15 protein-coding genes are annotated in these 17447 nt (G+C 70.8%); 4 read left to right on the top strand and 11 right to left on the bottom strand.

What is annotated here, in order from left to right:
- Positions 1 to 139 precede the first annotated feature (139 nt).
- Positions 140 to 982, top strand: coding sequence for a DedA family protein (locus ACGF5T_RS12110; protein ID WP_361011310.1), 843 nt, complete (start codon positions 140 to 142; stop codon positions 980 to 982).
- On the opposite strand, the gene ACGF5T_RS12115 is transcribed toward ACGF5T_RS12110, so the two are convergent.
- The 3 genes from ACGF5T_RS12115 to ACGF5T_RS12125 form a co-directional block, all read right to left on the bottom strand.
- Entirely contained in the window at positions 900 to 1712 is an 813-nt protein-coding gene (locus ACGF5T_RS12115) for an HAD family hydrolase (protein ID WP_356611349.1), read from the bottom strand. The genes ACGF5T_RS12110 and ACGF5T_RS12115 overlap by 83 nt on opposite strands.
- Entirely contained in the window at positions 1712 to 4201 is a 2490-nt protein-coding gene (locus ACGF5T_RS12120; RefSeq protein ID WP_366766642.1) for a phosphoribosyltransferase, read from the bottom strand. The genes ACGF5T_RS12115 and ACGF5T_RS12120 overlap by 1 nt, the downstream gene beginning before the upstream one ends.
- 64 nt (positions 4202 to 4265) lie before the next feature.
- Positions 4266 to 5432, bottom strand: coding sequence for an HpcH/HpaI aldolase/citrate lyase family protein (locus tag ACGF5T_RS12125; protein ID WP_356611347.1), 1167 nt, complete (start codon positions 5430 to 5432; stop codon positions 4266 to 4268).
- A 210-nt stretch (positions 5433 to 5642) separates the two neighbouring features.
- On the opposite strand from ACGF5T_RS12125, the gene ACGF5T_RS12130 reads away from it, so the two are divergent.
- Complete coding sequence (locus ACGF5T_RS12130) at positions 5643 to 6590, top strand: TerD family protein (RefSeq protein ID WP_366766577.1); 948 nt, start codon at positions 5643 to 5645, stop codon at positions 6588 to 6590.
- Positions 6591 to 6615: 25 nt separating this feature from the next.
- On the opposite strand, the gene ACGF5T_RS12135 is transcribed toward ACGF5T_RS12130, so the two are convergent.
- The 6 genes from ACGF5T_RS12135 to ACGF5T_RS12160 form a co-directional block, all read right to left on the bottom strand.
- Entirely contained in the window at positions 6616 to 7353 is a 738-nt protein-coding gene (locus ACGF5T_RS12135; protein ID WP_356611343.1) for a Tellurium resistance, read from the bottom strand.
- Positions 7354 to 7543: 190 nt separating this feature from the next.
- On the bottom strand, positions 7544 to 8686 hold the full coding sequence (locus ACGF5T_RS12140; protein WP_053130132.1) for a DUF475 domain-containing protein: 1143 nt from the start codon (positions 8684 to 8686) through the stop codon (positions 7544 to 7546).
- Between the two features lie 49 nt (positions 8687 to 8735).
- Complete coding sequence (locus tag ACGF5T_RS12145) at positions 8736 to 9311, bottom strand: TerD family protein (RefSeq protein WP_053130134.1); 576 nt, start codon at positions 9309 to 9311, stop codon at positions 8736 to 8738.
- A 109-nt stretch (positions 9312 to 9420) separates the two neighbouring features.
- Positions 9421 to 9996 (bottom strand): calcium homeostasis/redox stress adaptation protein, encoded by a 576-nt coding sequence (locus ACGF5T_RS12150; protein ID WP_053130137.1) that lies wholly within the window; start codon positions 9994 to 9996, stop codon positions 9421 to 9423.
- 160 nt (positions 9997 to 10156) lie between these two features.
- Positions 10157 to 10615: a peroxiredoxin gene (locus tag ACGF5T_RS12155; protein ID WP_361011298.1), complete on the bottom strand. Its 459-nt coding sequence runs from the start codon at positions 10613 to 10615 to the stop codon at positions 10157 to 10159.
- Between the two features lie 123 nt (positions 10616 to 10738).
- Complete coding sequence (locus ACGF5T_RS12160) at positions 10739 to 11176, bottom strand: DUF3052 domain-containing protein (protein ID WP_053130143.1); 438 nt, start codon at positions 11174 to 11176, stop codon at positions 10739 to 10741.
- A 386-nt stretch (positions 11177 to 11562) separates the two neighbouring features.
- Here ACGF5T_RS12160 and aceE point away from each other — a divergent pair, with 386 nt between their 5' ends.
- Entirely contained in the window at positions 11563 to 14319 is a 2757-nt protein-coding gene (gene aceE / locus ACGF5T_RS12165; protein WP_356603026.1) for a pyruvate dehydrogenase (acetyl-transferring), homodimeric type, read from the top strand.
- 77 nt (positions 14320 to 14396) lie between these two features.
- A complete protein-coding gene (locus ACGF5T_RS12170) occupies positions 14397 to 15245 on the top strand; it encodes an ion channel (RefSeq protein WP_366766576.1) in 849 nt (282 codons plus the stop codon).
- A gap of 38 nt (positions 15246 to 15283) precedes the next feature.
- Here the strand turns inward: ACGF5T_RS12170 and ACGF5T_RS12175 are convergent, their stop codons facing one another.
- Both ACGF5T_RS12175 and ACGF5T_RS12180 read right to left on the bottom strand, forming a co-directional pair.
- On the bottom strand, positions 15284 to 15592 hold the full coding sequence (locus ACGF5T_RS12175; RefSeq protein WP_366766575.1) for a small hydrophobic protein: 309 nt from the start codon (positions 15590 to 15592) through the stop codon (positions 15284 to 15286).
- Between the two features lie 229 nt (positions 15593 to 15821).
- Entirely contained in the window at positions 15822 to 17444 is a 1623-nt protein-coding gene (locus ACGF5T_RS12180; RefSeq protein ID WP_366766574.1) for an MFS transporter, read from the bottom strand.
- Positions 17445 to 17447: the final 3 nt, after the last annotated feature.

Raw genomic sequence — 17447 nt, forward strand, 5'->3', positions numbered from 1 at the left:
CGCCAGGCGAGGAACACGAGGAGGAAGCCGCCCAGCCGAGGACGAAGGAACCGGGGTCGCCCATGCCGCCCAGCAGGAGCCAGCCGTACCACGCGTTTCCTCAGGCTCCCTTCAGCTCCGATTCCCTAGCGTGGCCGTCATGACAGCCATCGCAGTGCAGACGGCCGCGAGCGGCGGCGCGGCACCGGAGTGGATCAACGACCTCATGGACCGGCTCGGCGCCCCGGGCGCCGGCCTCGCCATCGCGCTGGAGAACCTCTTCCCGCCGCTGCCGAGCGAGGTGATCCTGCCACTGGCCGGGTTCGCGGCCAGCTCGGGCCGGATGAACCTGATCGCCGTCCTGCTGTGGACGACGGCCGGCTCGGTGATCGGCGCGCTCGCGCTGTACGGGGTCGGCGCGCTGCTCGGCCGGGAGCGCACGGTGGCGATCGCGGGGAAGCTGCCGCTGGTGAAGATCTCCGACATCGAGAAGACGGAGGCCTGGTTCCAGAAGCACGGGACCAAGGCCGTCTTCTTCGGCCGGATGATCCCGATCTTCCGCAGTCTGATCTCCGTGCCGGCGGGCGTGGAGCGCATGCGGCTGCCCGTCTTCCTGGCCCTGACCACGCTGGGCAGCGCGATCTGGAACACCGTGTTCGTGCTCGCGGGCTACGCGCTGGGCGACAACTGGTCCAAGGTCTCGGGCATCGCCTCCACGTACTCGAAGGTGATCCTCGCTCTCGCCGCCCTGGCGCTGCTGGCCTTCGTCGTCAGGCGGCTGATGCGGCCGGGCGGCGGACAGCGCAGGCGCGGACGCGGGGACGGACCGGACGCCCGGCCGTCGGCCGACGACGACCGCCCCGGCACCGGGGAGGGCGCCGGGGACGGTTCCGGGGAGCACGACGCCCACGACGGCGGGGTCAGCGACTCGGACGCACCGCGTGGAGGAACTCCCGGAGGATCCGCTCACCCGCCAGCACGCCGCGCTCGGGCAAGGCGCTGATCGCCGGCGCCGTCCAGTCGGAGTCGGCCAGCTCCCCGTGGCCGGGGCGCCATCCCCGGTCCGCGGCGAGGAGCAGGTCGGCGTCGAGGAGGGAGTCGCCGGCGGCCAGCGTGAGGTCGGCGCCGGTGCGGCGGGCGACCTCGCGCACGGCGGCGCTCTTGGTGAGCGGCTTCGGGACCGCGTAGATCTTGCGGCCCTGGAGGGACACCGTCCAGCCGCGGTTCTCGGCCCACACGGCGAGTTCCTTCACCCACTCCTCGGGGAGCAGTTCCCGCTCGACGACGAGGTAGGCGAAGAGGTCCTCGGCGACCCGGTGCTTGCGTACCCACAGCGGGTCGGCGGTGTGCGCCAGGTGGTCGCGGACCTCGGCCAGCGAGGCGCACTCGTCGGCCAGCCGTGCCGTCACCCGCGCGTGCCAGTCCGGGTCGGAGACGCCGTCCACCAGCAGGTGTCCGCCGTTGGCGCAGATCGCGTACTTCGACGGCGGGCCGGGGAGGTTGATGCGCTGGTACTGCTTGCGGGTCCGGGTGGTGGTCGGCACGAACAGCGCCGCGTCACCGAGGTCGGTCAGCAGCCGGGCCGCCGTCTCCGTCAGGTAGGACAGGGGCTTGCTCTCGTAGACCTCGACGCACAGCAGCCGCGGTGCCCTCAGGTCGGGCATGGTCAGCCCGAGGGCGGCGGCGGAGTAGATGAGCGTGCGGTCGAGGTCGCTGGCGACGAGTACCGGCATCAGAGCGCCACCGCCCTGCCGTCGGCTCCGGTCGCGCCCCGCGTGTACCGGGGGTGGATCAGCCCCACGCAGGTGTAGGGCAGGCCGTCGACCTCCTCGACGGGTACGCCCCGCTGTTCGGCGAGCAGGCGCACGTGGTCCAGGTCGGCGCCGGCACCGGCGCGCGCGAGCACCTTCCACGGCACGCGGCGCAGCATCACGCGGGTGGTCTCGCCGACGCCGGGCTTGACGAGGTTCACGTCGTGGATGCCGTACTCCTCGCTGATGCGTTCGACGGCGGCCCAGCCCTCCCAGGTGGGCGTGCGGTCGACGGCGAGGAGTTCCTTGGTCTGGGCGTCGACCGCGTCGGCGACGTCCGGGAAGCGGGCGGAGACGGCGTCGAGGAAGGCCGTCGACAGGTCGGCGCCGCTGAGTTCGCGGTAGAACTTGGCGCCGTGGAAGTCGTGCGGGCCGACCAGGTCGGCGCGGAGCACGGTGCGTGAGATCAGCCCGGAGACGGTCGAGTTGAGGCACGCGGAGGGGATGAGGAAGTCGTCGCGGGTGCCGTAGGTGCGCACGCAGGAGGCGGGGTCGGCCAGTACGGCGATCTCGGGGTCGAAGCCGGTGATGCCGTCGGAGGCCTCGAAGGCGCGCAGGGCGGTGGCGAGTTCGCGGGTGATGGCGCCCTTGCCGGTCCAGCCGTCCACGAAGACGACGTCGGCGGGGTCGTGACGGTCCGCCAGCCAGCGCAGCGCGTTGGCGTCGATGCCGCGGCCCCGGACGATGGACACGGCGTAGTGGGGCAGGTCGAGGCCGTGGCGGAACCGCGCCCAGCGGCGCATGAGGATGCCGACGGGGGTGCCCGCGCGGGCGAGGGACACCAGGACGGGACGGGGCGACCGCTCGGTGAGCACGATCTCGGTGACGGCGCCGACGGCGCGGGCCAGCCGGGCGGCGGAGGTGGCCAGCGCCGCGTGGAACAGCTCCTGGTACTGCTCGGTGGGCTGGTACTCCACGGGCAGGGACTCCGCGTAGTGCGCGCCGCCGCTCTGGATGGCCTCCTCGCGCTCCTCGGTCGGCGCCTCCAGCGTCACGTCCGACAGGTCCTGGAGCAGCCACCCGACCTCGTCGGGCGGGTACGAGGAGAAGTCGGGGCCGCGCAGGGGCTCGGGCAGCATGGAGGGCCTTTCGGGGGCGTGCGGGGCCGTCGGGACGTACGACGGGACGACCGCGAGCAGGACGTGCGGGACGTGGGCGGCGAGCCGGGCGGGCAGTCCGTCCCGGGCGTGCAGGGCGGGGGTGTCGGCGGCCGAGTCGACGACGGCGACCACGGCGTCGAAGCCGGCGCCCGCGACGTTGTACGCGTAGCGCTCGCCGGGGCCGTCGGCCGGGTCGTCGTGCGCGGGGAAGACCAGGCGGGTGCGTATCGCGTAGCCGGGGTCGTCGACCGCGAGGACGGGAGAGCGGGTGGTGGTGGAGTAGCGCACCTCGGCGTCGACGGTCCCCTCCAGCGCGTGGGCCAGGCGCAGCGGGGCGTACATCAGCTCCTCGCAGCCGAGGACGAGCACGCGGCGGGCACCGGCGGGCAGTGCCCCGGCGATCCGCGCCGCCATCTCCGGCAGCGCCTGCTCCAGCCGCTCCCGGTGCGCGGCCGTGAACCCGTGCCGCCCGCCGTCGGGAACGCCGTCGGGCCAGCGCAGGTCGACGCGGGCGACACGGCCGGCGGCTCCCCCGGTCCCGGCTCCCGCACCCGCATCCGCATCCGCATCCGTGCTCGGGGCCTCGTAGCGCGCGACCAGCTCCTGCCCCTTGTCCAGCACCCCCGGCGGCAGCCGGACCGTGCCCGAGGCGGCCGTCACCAGGTCGACGCGGGCGCCGATCTCGCGGGCGAACTCCTCCAGCCGGCCGGCGTCGGCGGGCGAGCGCATGTCGACCAGGGCCACCACGACGTACCGCTCGCGCGGGTAGCGCTCGTGCAGGGCGCGCACGGTGTTGAGCACCGTGTTGCCGGTGGAGAACTCGTCGTCGACGAGCACCAGCGCCCCGTCCCCCGCCAGCAGCGCCGGGTCCTCGGGCAGCAGCAGGTGCGAGGTCGCGTGCGAGTGGGACTCCTCGAAGCCGCCCGCCCGGGCGACCCCGGCGACCGGGCGGCGGGTGGAGTGCAGGTACGGGGCCGGCCCGAGGCCGTCGGCGACCGAGTGGCCGAGGCCGGTGGCGGTCTCCGCGTAGCCCAGGACGACGGCGCTCCGGGCCGCTTCCTCGCCGAGCAGGTCGCGGACGCGCCGGCCGAGGGCGACCCCGTGGCCGTACACCACGGACGGCGCCTGGGGGACGTGCTTGCCGAGCACGTTCGAGACGAGCAGGTGCGCCCGCTTGGGGTTGCGGCGCAGGGCGAGGCCCAGCATGCCGGTCAGCGTCTCGTCGCCGGTGACTTCGACGCCGAGCCGCTCGGCCACCCAGCTTCCGGACCAGACTCCGGCCCGCCCCTCGGCGCGCGCCCTCTCCGTCATGTACTCGTGCCTCCCGTGGTCCACCGTGGCAGGGGTCCTTGCGTCGGTCATGGGTTCCTTGCGTTCATTCGGACAGGCCGGCGGCGAGCAGTTCCACGAAGCCGATGTCCTCGTTCGCCACCCCGAAGACCTCGGCACGCAGCAGCGTCCGTTCGGCCCAGGCGCGGTGGGGCTTCACCTCGTTCATCTTGTTCGTGTACGCCGACCTGAGGACACCCCCACCGCAGCGTTCCGGCCGAAGGATGTCCGCCGCGTCGCTGTACTCCTCGTGGCTGACGACGGACAGCGCGTGCACGGGCAGGACGTGCGAGGGGTGGATGCAGGTCTTGCCCAACAGGCCGTTGGCGCGGTCCAGGGAGATCTCCCGCAGCAGACCGTCCATGGAGTGTTCGATCAGCTTCTGACGCAGCGCTACGGCCTGGCCCTCCAGGAAGGGGCTCTGGCGCAGTTGCGGTTTGAACATCCGCTCCTGGACGCGGAAGTACTCCCAGACCGGGCCGGTCACCGTGAATCCGGTGCCGTCGACGCGGGCCAGCATGTTGACCACGTCGGCGATGACGGAGGCGACGATCTGGATGTCGTACGCCGTCATGTCGGGGCCTCTGCGCAGCCCGTAGGAGGAGCAGAAGTCGGTCACGCCGAGCCGCAGGGCCAGCACCCGGTCGCGGTACTTGTCGACCGCGCGGAAAATGCCCTCCAGCGTCTGCACGCGGGACTCCCGGTACAGCAGGTCGGGCGACTCCAGCACGGGCATGGCGAAGAGCCTGCGGTCGCAGGCGGCCTCGGCGGCGGAGAGGGCCTCCAGGAAGGGCACACCGCGTTCCTCGGTGAACTTCGGCAGCACGAAGCCGGACAGCAGGCGCACCGCGGGGCCGAGGCGCCGGACGAGGTCGGGTATCTGCTCGGGGGTGCGGACCCGGACGAACAGCAGGGGGACGTCGGCGCCGGAACGTTCCGCCAGGTCCGTGAGCTGGCGGACGAGGTTCTCCTCGCCGGCCGGTACGTCGGCGTCGTCGATCGAGTCCTCCAGGCACAGCACCATCGACACCACACCGGCGGCGCCCTGCTTGAGGATGTCGTCGGCCAGTCGGGGCCGGGTGGCCGGGCTGTACAGCGTGGCGCCCAGGGCCGCGGCGAGCAGCCGGGCCGGGGAGTCCGCGGTGAAGGTGCAGGGCTCCTTGTGGAAGAGGCGCTTCCGCACTTCGGGGGCAATCTGCCCGAAATGACGCATGAGAACTCCCCCGCTAGTGTCTGGGCGACCTGCGAACTGTCCGAAGGTGGCCGGTAATAGTACGTACGTATCCATGTCGGAGGTTCCCACCGGGCATGAATTCCAGGTAACCCGGTCGTGTCGACGGCGGCGACCGGGGGCGAGGCGACACGGACCGGGTACCCGCCCCCCGCATTGTCGTGACCAGGACCGAGAGGGCAGGATGACGGCATGACGCACGCGATGCTGAAGGGGTCGAACGTCCCGCTGCAAGCCACCACGGTACGCGCCGTACTGCGCTGGACGCCCGGGCAGGGGGTCCCCGACGTCGACGCCTCCGCGTTGCTCCTGGGGCCGGACGACCGCGTGCGTTCCGACGAGGACTTCGTCTTCTACAACCAGCCTCGGCACCCCTCGGGCCAGGTCTGGCGGCTGGGCAAGAAGCGGGTCGGCGAGGACCTGACCGACACGATCCAGACGGATCTGACCGGGGTCGAGGCCTCGGTGGGCCGCATCCTGCTGGTGGCGTCGGCGGACGGCGTCTCCTTCGACCGGGTCCGCTCCCTGCGCATCCTGCTGCACGACGCCTCGGCCGCCGACGCGGAACCGCTGGCGTACTTCGACGTCAAGCCGGAGACGGGCCAGGAGACGGCGCTGATCTGCGGCGAGCTGTACCGGCGCGGGGAGGGGTGGAAGTTCCGGGCGTTGGGCGAGGGCTACTCGAACGGGCTCAAGGGCCTGGCGACCGACTTCGGCATCTCGGTGGACGAGTCGGAGGGGGCGGAGGACCCCATGGCGGCCCCGCGGCCCGGATCGTCCGCGCACACCTCGGACCGGTCCACGCCCCCGCGGTCCACGCCCGCCCCGCCGACGGCCGGTCCGGACGAGCCGACGACCGTGCAGCCCCTCCCGGAGGTCTCGCGTCCGCTGCCGCCGGAGCAGCCCCCGGGGGTACCGGCCCAGCCCGCCTACGGCTATCCGCAGCAGCCGCCGGCGGCCCCGCCGACCTACGGCTATCCGCAGCCGGCCGGCCGCCCCGACCACGGGTACCCGCAGGCGCCCGCCGCGGCGGGGGTCACCGGTGCGCAGTCCGGCTACGGCTACCCGCCGCCGGCCACCGGGACGCCCGACCCGGACTTCCGGCTGCCGCCGCAGGGCCCCCAGTTCATCGGACGCTAGCGGGCACGGGAGGCACGGCCGGGCGTCAGCGCTCGGCCTTGCTCTTGTGGCCCCGGCCCCACTGCAGGCCCCACCCGTACAGCCGGTCCAGCTCGCCCTGGAAGCCGTACACGAACTTCACCTCGCGGCGGACGAGGATCTCGCCCTTCACGTTCTCGATCATCACCACGGCGCAGGACCGGGCCTGCGGGTGACGCTCGTCGAGGCCTATCTCGATGCGCGGGCCGTTGCTCGGGTACAGCGTGACGATGGCGTGCGTCCGGTCGAAGGCCGGGGTCTGGTCGTAGATGTAGGCGAAGAGCAGGAGGCGCTTGATGGCGTCCTTGTGGTCGAGGTTGACGTAGATCGTCTCCCCGGAGGCGGAGCCGAACCGGTCGTCGCCGCTGAGCTTGACGTACGGCGGGGCGTTGACGTCGCCGAGGAAGCCGCCGAGCGGCTGGACGACCCCGCGGGTGCCGTCCTGGAGCTCGTAGAGGCAGCCGAGGTCGAGGTCGACGTTGACCATGCTCTGGCTGTGGCCGACGACCTCGGGGGGCTTGAGCGCCTTGAGGGGGTGCCGCAGCAGGCTCTCGCGCTGCGAACCCATGATGTCCGAGGTCCGCATCCGCCAGGTGAGGTTGACGCGCAGGTTGCCGGTGGCGGCGCCCTGCCGGTCCAGGGAGACCTGGCTGTGCCGTTTGGTCAGCTGGATGGAGTTGGTCGCCGCGCTGCCCGAGTCGAACTCGCTCTCGCGGCCGCGCCACAGCCCGTCCAAGAAACCCATTCCCGCCCCCATCTCATCGACCGTCGAACGCCGAACGCCGACACAGACCGCTGACGCAGACCGCCGACGGGGCGGCCCCGAGGAAACGTCCTCGTCGACCGCCCCGCACAGAGCGTTCCTCGTCCGGGCCCTGTTCACACCAACGGAGCAGGCGCACCGGGGGTGAACCCGGCCCGGGAAGAGCAGGGTTTCACACCCCGGAGGAGACCTCCGCCTTCTCCTTGCCGCCGTCGCCCCCGGCCGCGGCGAGCCGCTTGTTGCGGCGGACCGAGGACCAGAAGGAGGCACCGATCAGGACCACGCCGATCATGCCGGTGATGAACTCGTTGATCTCGTACTGGATGGTCACCAGGAGGACGGCGGCGAGGGCGCCGATGGCGTAGTGGGCGCCGTGCTCCAGGTAGACGTAGTCGTCGAGGGTGCCCTCGCGGACCAGGTAGACGGTCAGGGACCGGACGTACATGGCACCGATGCCGAGGCCCAGGGCCATCAGGACGATGTCGTTGGTGATGGCGAAGGCGCCGATGACGCCGTCGAAGGAGAACGACGCGTCCAGGACCTCCAGGTAGAGGAACATGAAGAACGCGGCCTTGCCGGCCAGCTTGACGGCCGACTTGGGCTTGCCGGCCCGTTCGGCCTGCTCCTCGGCCTCGTGCTCGCGCTCCTCCTCCTCTTCGAGCTTGTCCTCGAAGAAGCCGGAGAGGCCGCCCACGACCAGGTAGGTGATCAGACCGGCGATGCCGGAGAGCAGGACCGTCTCGGCCTTGTCGGCGTGGGTGCCGCCGTGCTGGTGGGCGTGGGCGCCGAAGGTGATGGCGGAGACCAGCAGCACGATCAGGGCGATGCAGACCGACAGCATGTCGACCTTGCCGAGCTTGGCCAGCGCGCGCTCCAGCGGAGCGAGCCACTTGATCTCCCGGTCCTCGAAGATGAAGTCGAGGAAGATCATCAGGAGGAACATGCCACCGAAGGCGGCGATCGACGGATGGGCGTCCGTCACCAGCTCCTGGTAGCGGTCCTTGTCGGTGAGGGCGAGGTCGACGGCCTCGATCGGCCCGAGCGACGCGCTGATGGCGACGATCACGACCGGGAAGACCAGGCGCATGCCGAAGACGGCGATCAGGATGCCGATGGTGAGGAAGATCTTCTGCCAGAAGGCATTCATCTTCTTCAGGATCCCGGCGTTGACCACCGCGTTGTCGAAGGACAGCGAGATCTCCAGGACGGACAGGATCGCCACGACGCCGAAGGCGGCCCACCCCCCGTAGAAGACCGCGGCCACCAGGCCGAGCGCGGTGACCGCGAACGACCACCCGAAGGTTTTCAGAACCACTGGCTACCCAATCGTATGTGTACGGGGCTCCCCCGCGCCGTACGCGGCTTTACGAAACGTTGACTCCGAAGTCTAGAGCGATGCCCCGGAGACCCGACGCGTACCCCTGCCCCACCGCGCGGAACTTCCATTCCCCCTGGTAACGGTAGAGCTCACCGAAGATCATCGCGGTCTCCGTGGAGGCGTCCTCGCTGAGGTCGTACCGGGCGAGCTCCTGGCCGTCGGCCTGGTTGACCACCCGGATGAAGGCGTTGCTGACCTGGCCGAAGGTCTGGCCCCGCTCGTCGGCCATGTGGATCGAGACCGGAAAGACGATCTTGTCGCAGTGGGCCGGTACCGCCGAGAGGTCGACCAGCACCGACTCGTCGTCACCGTCACCCTCACCGGTGAGGTTGTCCCCGGTGTGCTCGACGGAGCCGTCCGGGCTCTTGAGCTGGTTGTAGAAGACGAACCACTCGTCGCCGAGCACCCGGCCGCTGCTGCACACCAGCGCGCTGGCGTCCAGGTCGAAGGGTGCTCCGGTGGTGGAACGCGCGTCCCAGCCCAGCCCGACCAGTACCTGTGTGAGGTTCGGTGCGGCCTTGGACAGGGAGACGTTGCCCCCCTTGGCAAGCGTGACGCCCATGGTGATCCCTCCCCGGGTGATGGTTCTCGGGTTTCCTGCGCGTCCGGCGCCGCACGTAAACCGTGCGGCGCCGGACGGTCGGGGCTGTCGCCCCGGATGTGGCGATGACTCAGACGTTCACGCCGAAGTCCTGCGCGATGCCGCGCAGGCCCGAGGCGTAGCCCTGGCCGATGGCGCGGAACTTCCACTCCGCGCCGTGCCGGTACAGCTCACCGAAGACCATGGCGGTCTCGGTGGAGGCGTCCTCGGACAGGTCGTACCGGGCGATCTCGGCGCCGCCGGCCTGGTTGACGACGCGGATGAACGCGTTGCGCACCTGGCCGAAGGACTGCTGGCGGTTCTCGGCGTCGTAGATCGAGACCGGGAAGGTGATCTTCTCGACGTCGGCGGGGACGGTGGCGAGGTCGATCTTGATCTGCTCGTCGTCGCCCTCGCCCTCACCGGTGAGGTTGTCGCCGGTGTGCTCGACCGATCCGTCCGGGCTCTTCAGGTTGTTGAAGAAGATGAAGTGCGCGTCGCTGGCGACCTTGCCGCCGCTGTTCAGCAGCAGCGCGCTGGCGTCGAGGTCGAAGTCGGTACCGGTCGTGGTGCGGATGTCCCACCCCAGACCGACGATGACCGCGGTGAGGCCGGGGGCCTCCTTGGTCAGCGAAACGTTGCCGCCCTTGCTGAGGCTGACTCCCACGAGTCCTCCATTGGTGTCCAGGGGCGGGGAGCCCCGTAGTGCGTGGATATCGGATCAACGATTCGATCCTAGTGACGGGTTCCCGCCCCCCGCAGGCCCTGGGACCGACAAATCACTCGGTGTCGAGGCCGCATGTCGAGGTCGGTGTCGGTCAGAGGGATCAGAGGGAGTCGAGCGCCTTCACGTACTCGCTCAGGTCGCGGGCGTCCGGCAGGCCGTTGCGTACGGTCCAGCGGACGACGCCCTCCCGGTCGATGATGAAGGTGCCGCGGACGGCGCACCCCTTGTCCTCGTCGAAGACGCCGTACGCGCGCGAGACGTTGCCGTGCGGCCAGAAGTCGGACAGCAGCGGGTACTCCAGACGCTCCTGCTCGGAGAAGACGCGCAGGGTGTGGATGGAGTCGTTGGACACGGCGAGCACCTGGGTGTCGCGGTCGGAGAACTGCGGAAGGTTGTCCCGCACCTCGCACAGCTCACCGGTGCACACGCCGGTGAAGGCGAACGGGTAGAAGAGCAGCACGACGTTCCTGCGGCCGCGGAAGTCGGACAGCCGGACGGTCGCGCCGTGGTTGTCCTTCAGCTCGAAGTCGGGGGCCTTGTCGCCGACCTGGATCGCCATGTCCTGTTCGTCCCTTCCGAGGATGGTTCGCTGGGAACACCCTACGCAGGGACCCTCACGGACCCGCGGACGGGCCGACGGCGGTCGGCCCGTCCGGAGTCGGGTGGTGCGGAGCCCGGCCGGCTACCGCTTGGACTTGGCGGCCTTGGGCGTGGCCAGTCGGCTGCCGCTCCAGTCCTTGCCGACGCTGACGCTCTTGGACGCCGTCAGTCCGGCCGTCGTCGCGGCTTCCGAGATGTCACTGGCCTCGACGTACCCAGACCGGCCGGTCTTCGGCGTCAGAAGGAGGATCGACCCGCCTTCTTCGATGTACGTGGTGGCATCCACCAGCGCATCCGTCAGGTCGCCGTCGTCGTCACGGAACCACAGCACGACGGCATCGGCCACGTCCTCGTAGTCCTCGTCCACCAGCTCGCCCTCGACGGCGCCCTCAATGGCCTCGCGGAGCTCCTGGTCGACGTCGTCGTCGTAGCCGATCTCCTGGACCACCTGCCCGGGCTGGAAACCCAGCCTGGCGGCAGGGTTCGTCCGCTCCTCCGCGTGGTCCGCGGTCGCGCTCACGGGTTGCCTCCTGATCATGTCTTGGTGAATGTCTCAGCCACGCGCGTGCGCGAAGCATTGGCCGTAGTCCACACGGGCGGGACGGATCGCGCAAGTACCCGGCGACTGGGACCGCCGAAACGGTGACGATCCCGGCCGTGTCGCCGCAACTCCAGCCATGCCGTCCAGACCGAAGGTGACGTACACCACACCTATCTGCCCCGTTTGCGTATTTGGGAACCACGTGTGGGTACGAGACTCGAATGAACGTGCCCCCGATCCCCATGGGGGAACCGGTTACCCCACGGTACAGATGACGTTTGCCCTCGCGAGGTACACGATGGTGAATCGGCGGGGAATCGGCGCAGACACCCGGCAAAGTGGCCCTCCGACAGCGAAGGAACAGCGTGGCTTCCGCATCCGATCGCAATGATCGCAGTCCGATCATCATTGGCGGCCTCCCGAGTCAGGTCCCCGACTTCGACCCCGAGGAGACCCAGGAGTGGCTCGACTCCCTCGACGCCGCCGTCGACGAGCGCGGCAGGGAGCGGGCCCGCTACCTGATGCTGCGGCTGATCGAGCGGGCCCGTGAGAAGCGCGTGGCCGTGCCCGAGATGCGCAGCACGGACTACGTCAACACCATCCCGACCAAGAGCGAGCCGTTCTTCCCGGGCAACGAGGAGATCGAGCGCAGGATCCTCAACGCCACCCGGTGGAACGCGGCGGTGATGGTCTCGCGCGCCCAGCGGCCCGGCATCGGCGTGGGCGGGCACATCGCGACCTTCGCCTCCTCGGCGTCCCTGTACGACGTGGGCTTCAACCACTTCTTCCGGGGCAAGGACGAGGGCGACGGCGGCGACCAGGTCTTCTTCCAGGGCCACGCCTCGCCGGGCATCTACGCGCGCGCGTACCTGCTCGACCGGCTCAGCGAGGAGCACCTGGACGGCTTCCGGCAGGAGAAGTCCAAGGCGCCGCACATGCTGTCGTCGTACCCGCACCCGCGGTCGATGCCGGACTTCTGGGAGTTCCCGACGGTCTCGATGGGACTCGGCCCGATCGGGGCGATCTACCAGGCCCGGATGAACCGCTACATGCACGCGCGCGGGATCGCGGACACCTCGCGCTCGCACGTGTGGGCCTACCTCGGCGACGGCGAGATGGACGAGCCCGAGTCGCTGGGCCAGCTCTCCATCGCCGCCCGCGAGGGCCTGGACAACCTGACCTTCGTGGTCAACTGCAACCTCCAGCGCCTGGACGGCCCGGTGCGCGGCAACGGCAAGATCATCCAGGAGCTGGAGTCGGTCTTCCGCGGCGCCGGCTGGAACGTGATCAAGCTGGTGTGGGACCGCACCTGGGACCCGCTGCTCGCGCAGGACCGCGACGGCGTGCTGGTCAACCGGATGAACACCACGCCCGACGGCCAGTACCAGACCTACGCCACCGAGTCCGGCGCCTACATCCGCGATCACTTCTTCGGCGACGACCACCGGCTGCGCGCGATGGTCGAGAACATGACCGACGACCAGATCCTGCACCTGGGCCGCGGCGGTCACGACCACCGGAAGATCTACGCGGCGTACAAGGCGGCCCTGGAGCACAAGGGCCAGCCGACGGTCATCCTGGCCAAGACGATCAAGGGCTGGACGCTGGGGCCGAACTTCGAGGGCCGCAACGCCACGCACCAGATGAAGAAGCTGACGGTCGACGACCTCAAGCGCTTCCGCGACCGGCTGCACCTGCCGATCTCCGACAAGGAGCTGGAGTCCGGGCCGCCGCCGTACTACCACCCCGGCCGGGACACCGAGGAGATCCAGTACATGCACGACCGCCGGCTGGGTCTCGGCGGCTACGTCCCGACCCGCGTCGTGCGGTCGAAGCCGCTCGCGCTGCCGGACGCCAAGACGTACGCGACCGTGAAGAAGGGGTCCGGCCAGCAGTCCATCGCGACGACGATGGCCTTCGTGCGGCTCCTGAAGGACCTCATGCGGGACAAGGAAATCGGCAAGCGGTTCGTACTGATCGCGCCGGACGAGTACCGCACGTTCGGCATGGACTCCTTCTTCCCGAGTGCGAAGATCTACAATCCGCTCGGGCAGCAGTACGAGTCGGTGGACCGGGAGCTGCTGCTGGCCTACAAGGAGGCGCCGACCGGGCAGATGCTGCACGACGGCATCTCGGAGGCCGGCTGCACGGCCTCGCTGATCGCGGCCGGATCGGCGTACGCCACGCACGGCGAGCCGCTGATCCCGGTCTACGTCTTCTACTCGATGTTCGGTTTCCAGCGCACCGGCGACCAGTTCTGGCAGATGGGTGACCAGTTGGCGCGCGGTTTCGTACTGGGCGCGACCGCGGGCCGCACGACCCTGACCGGTGAGGGGCTCCAGCACGCGGACGGCCACTCGCAGCTGCTGGCCTCGACGAACCCGGCGTGCGTGGCGTACGACCCGGCCTTCGGCTTCGAGATCGCGCACATCGTCGAGGACGGGCTGCGCCGGATGTACGGCGGGGACGAGCAGCACCCGCACGGCGAGGACGTCTTCTACTACCTCACCGTCTACAACGAGCCGATCCGGCATCCGGCCGAGCCGGAGAACGTGGACGTCGAGGGCATCCTCAAGGGCATCCACCGCTTCAGCGAGGCCACCGGCGGTTCGATCCCGGCGCAGATCATGGCGTCCGGGGTCGCGGTGCCGTGGGCCGTCCAGGCGCAGCGGATCCTCGCCGAGGAGTGGGACGTGCGGGCCGACGTCTGGTCGGCGACCTCCTGGAACGAGCTGCGGCGCGACGCGGTGGCCTGCGAGGAGCACAACCTGCTGCACCCCGAGGAGGAGCAGCGGGTCCCGTACGTGACGCGCAAGCTGGCCGGTGCGCAGGGCCCGTTCGTGGCGGTCTCCGACTGGATGCGCGCGGTGCCGGACCAGATCGCGCGCTGGGTGCCGGGCACGTACCAGTCGCTGGGCGCGGACGGATGGGGCTTCGCGGACACCCGCGGTGCGGCGCGGCGGTTCTTCCACATCGACGCGGAGTCGATCGTGGTGGGAGTGCTGAGCGAGCTGGCGCGGGAGGGGAAGGTCGACCGGTCGGTGCTGAAGCAGGCGGTGGACCGGTACCGGCTGCTCGACGTAACGGCGGCCGACCCGGGCGTGGCCGGCGGGGACGCCTAGGAGCGCACGGCCGCCCGGGGCGGCGGGGTTCCGACTCCGCCGCCCCGGGCGGCCTCCGGGCTCCCTACGATGCGGGGATGGCGCGCACGGGCGAGGGCATCGAGGGGCGGACGGCACGGGAGCGTTGGGAGCGGCGCACCCAGCGGCCGCTGCTGGCGCTGGCCGTGCTGTTCGCGGTGGCGTACGCGGTCCCCATCGTGAACAGTTCCGCGAGCGGCTCCCTGACCCGGGCGTGCGCGCTGGCGGAGTGGCTGGTGTGGGCGGCCTTCGTCGTGGACTACGTGGTGCGGCTGGTGCTCAGCGAGGACCGCCGGCGGTTCGTCCGTACGCACTGGCTGGACCTGTGCGCGGTGGCGCTGCCGATGCTCCGGCCGCTGCGGCTGCTGCGGCTGGTCTCCACCCTGCTGCTGGTCGGGCGGCGTGCCCGGATGGCCCCGCAGATCCGGCTGACGACGTATGTCGCCGGGGCGGTGGTGGGGCTGCTGATGTTCGGCTCGCTCGCGGTGCTGTCCGTGGAGCGGGACGCGCCCGGCGGGAACATCCGCACGCTGGGGGACGCGCTGTGGTGGTCGTTCACCACGATGACGACCGTGGGGTACGGGGACCACGCGCCGACCACCGGGGTGGGGCGGTTGCTGGCCGTCGGCCTGATGCTGTCCGGCATCGCCCTGCTCGGTGTGGTGACGGCGAACATCGCGGCGTGGTTCCTCGCGCGCTTCGAGCGGGACGACGTGGAGGAGCGGCGGCAGACCGAGGCGATCCGGGCGCTGACGGAGGAGGTGCGGGCCCTGCGGGCGGAGGTCGCGGGGCTGAGGGGTCCCGCGGAGCCCGGTCCCGCGTCCGTTCCCGGTCCCGCGTCCGTTCCCGGTCCCGCGTCCGTTCCCGCCTCGGAGCGTGTCCCCGCCGCCTCCGACACCGCGGAGTAGCGGAGGCGCGGGTACTCTCCCCCCGACGTGGTCGCAGGTCAGAGGAGACCGTTGCCCAGGGGTGCCGCGCCGATGAGCCACAGGACCGCCAGGACCGTGTCGATGACCCCCAGGACGACCGCGACCACGGCCGGAACCGGGCGGGGGCCCGCCCCGGTGCGGCCTATGGCCAGTCGGCCGCAGACGATCGCGGCGGGGCCGAGGACGATCCCCAGCACGAAGAAACCGGCGACCGCGCAGACGAGTCCGACGACGGCGAGGGTCGCGCGATCCGGCCCGGTCCGTGACCACGTCCGGCCACGTGAGCGGGGGAGCCTGCGCGATCCGGTGCCGAAGCCTGCCATCATCAACTCCCTGAACTCATCGTGGAGTTCGGGTACCCCCCTGCGGCGGCTCATGCCTGCCGCGGAGGTGCTGCCCGCGCGCTGCCCCCCTCCGGCAGCGCGCCGCAGCCTCTCGCCCCCGTGCCCTGCGGAGGACTTGACCCACTGTGACCTGCACGGTCGGTGGGAGGGGAGGGTTCTCCGGCCCTGTCACCCGGATGGGCGAAAACAGGGCCGGTACGCGCGGAACTCCTCAGATGTGGCCCACGCCCGCGCCGGCCTCCGCGTTCGCGCCGCGCTTGGTGAGGAAGGCGACCAGCACGGCGACGGCCGCGACACCGGCGGCCACGAGCGACGCGAGGCTCATGCCGGAGAGGAAGGTGTCGTGCGCGACCTCCGTGACCTTCGCGACCATCGGCCCCGGCATGCCCTCGGCCACCGGAGCCGCACCGACCTGGACCGCCTCGGAGGCCTGCCCCAGCTCTTCCGGCGTCAGCCTCGGAAGGCCGGCGTCCGCCCAGTTGCCCGCCAGGTCGTTGTCGACCTTGGAGGCCATCACGGCGCCCAGCACGGCCGTGCCGAGGCTGCCGCCGATCTGCATCGCCGCCTGCTGGAGACCGCCGGCGACACCGGACAGCTCCATCGGCGCGTTGCCGACGATGACCTCGGTGGCACCGACCATGACGGGCGCGAGGCCGAGGCCCAGCAGGGCGAACCAGAGCGACATGACGCCGCTGCCGGTGTCCTTCTCCAGCGTGGACATGCCGTACATGGCGAGCGCGGTGAACGCCATGCCCCCCGCGAGCGGGATGCGCGGGCCGACCTTGGTGATCATCACGCCGGCCAGCGGTGAGCCGACGATCATCATGCCGGTGAGCGGCAGCAGGTGCAGGCCGGCGTCGACGGGGCTCATGCCGTGCACGTTCTGGAGGTAGAACGTCACGAAGAACAGGCCGCCCATGAAGGCGATCGCCATCATGACCATGAGGACGACACCCGCCGACAGCGGGACGGAACGGAACAGCCCCAACGGGATCAGCGGCTCCCTGACCCTCGTCTCCCAGAAGGCGAACAGCCCGAAGCCCACGATGGACACGACGAGGAACAGCCACGTCTTTCCGTCGCCCCAGCCCCACTCGGGGGCCTTGATGAGCGCCCAGACCAGACAGAACATCGCGGCGGACAGCAGGGCTATGCCGAGGACGTCGAAGGAGCGCGGGGCGTTCTCCGCGCGGTGGTCCAGCAGGATCATGACGCCGAGGACCACGGCGAGGACGCCCACCGGCACGTTGATGAAGAACACGGACTGCCAGTTGACGTGCTCGACCAGGACGCCGCCGAGGATCGGGCCGCCCGCGGTGGAGGCGCCGATGACCATGCCCCAGATGCCGATGGCCATGTTGAGCTTCTCGGCCGGGAAGGTCGCCCGGAGCAGGCCGAGCGCGGCCGGCATCAGCAGGGCGCCGAAGACGCCCTGGAGCACGCGGAAGGCGACGACCAGCGGGATGCTGTCGGACAGGCCGATGGCACCGGAGGCGGCGGCGAAGCCGACCACGCCGATGAGGAAGGTCTGCCGGTGGCCGAAGCGGTCACCGAGCTTGCCCGCGGTGATCAGCGAGACCGCGAGGGCGAGGAAGTAGGCGTTGGTGATCCACTGGACGTCGGCGAAGCTGGCCTTCAGGTCGACCTGGATGGCCGGGTTGGCGATGGCCACGATGGTGCCGTCGAGGGCCACCATCATGACCCCTACGGCGACGGTGACGAGGGTGAGCCACGGGTGGCCGCGCAGTCCGCCGGCCGGTGCGGGGCCCGACACACCGGACGAGGTCCCCCCGTCCCCCGGTCCCGTCTTGTCGATGGTGGTCTGACTAGTCATACG

The sequence above is a fragment of the Streptomyces sp. NPDC047853 genome, from assembly GCF_043204535.1.
Taxonomy (GTDB): domain Bacteria; phylum Actinomycetota; class Actinomycetes; order Streptomycetales; family Streptomycetaceae; genus Streptomyces.

What these genes read in the sequence shown, in the direction of transcription:
- ACGF5T_RS12110 (WP_361011310.1), top strand. Translation starts at nt 140, where the DNA reads ATGACAGCCATCGCAGTGCAGACGGCCGCGAGCGGCGGCGCGGCACCG.
- ACGF5T_RS12115 (WP_356611349.1), bottom strand. Translation starts at nt 1,712, where the DNA reads ATGCCGGTACTCGTCGCCAGCGACCTCGACCGCACGCTCATCTACTCC.
- ACGF5T_RS12120 (WP_366766642.1), bottom strand. Translation starts at nt 4,201, where the DNA reads ATGACGGAGAGGGCGCGCGCCGAGGGGCGGGCCGGAGTCTGGTCCGGA.
- ACGF5T_RS12125 (WP_356611347.1), bottom strand. Translation starts at nt 5,432, where the DNA reads ATGCGTCATTTCGGGCAGATTGCCCCCGAAGTGCGGAAGCGCCTCTTC.
- ACGF5T_RS12130 (WP_366766577.1), top strand. Translation starts at nt 5,643, where the DNA reads ATGACGCACGCGATGCTGAAGGGGTCGAACGTCCCGCTGCAAGCCACC.
- ACGF5T_RS12135 (WP_356611343.1), bottom strand. Translation starts at nt 7,353, where the DNA reads ATGGGTTTCTTGGACGGGCTGTGGCGCGGCCGCGAGAGCGAGTTCGAC.
- ACGF5T_RS12145 (WP_053130134.1), bottom strand. Translation starts at nt 9,311, where the DNA reads ATGGGCGTCACGCTTGCCAAGGGGGGCAACGTCTCCCTGTCCAAGGCC.
- ACGF5T_RS12155 (WP_361011298.1), bottom strand. Translation starts at nt 10,615, where the DNA reads ATGGCGATCCAGGTCGGCGACAAGGCCCCCGACTTCGAGCTGAAGGAC.
- ACGF5T_RS12170 (WP_366766576.1), top strand. Translation starts at nt 14,397, where the DNA reads ATGGCGCGCACGGGCGAGGGCATCGAGGGGCGGACGGCACGGGAGCGT.
- ACGF5T_RS12175 (WP_366766575.1), bottom strand. Translation starts at nt 15,592, where the DNA reads ATGATGGCAGGCTTCGGCACCGGATCGCGCAGGCTCCCCCGCTCACGT.
- ACGF5T_RS12180 (WP_366766574.1), bottom strand. Translation starts at nt 17,444, where the DNA reads ATGACTAGTCAGACCACCATCGACAAGACGGGACCGGGGGACGGGGGG.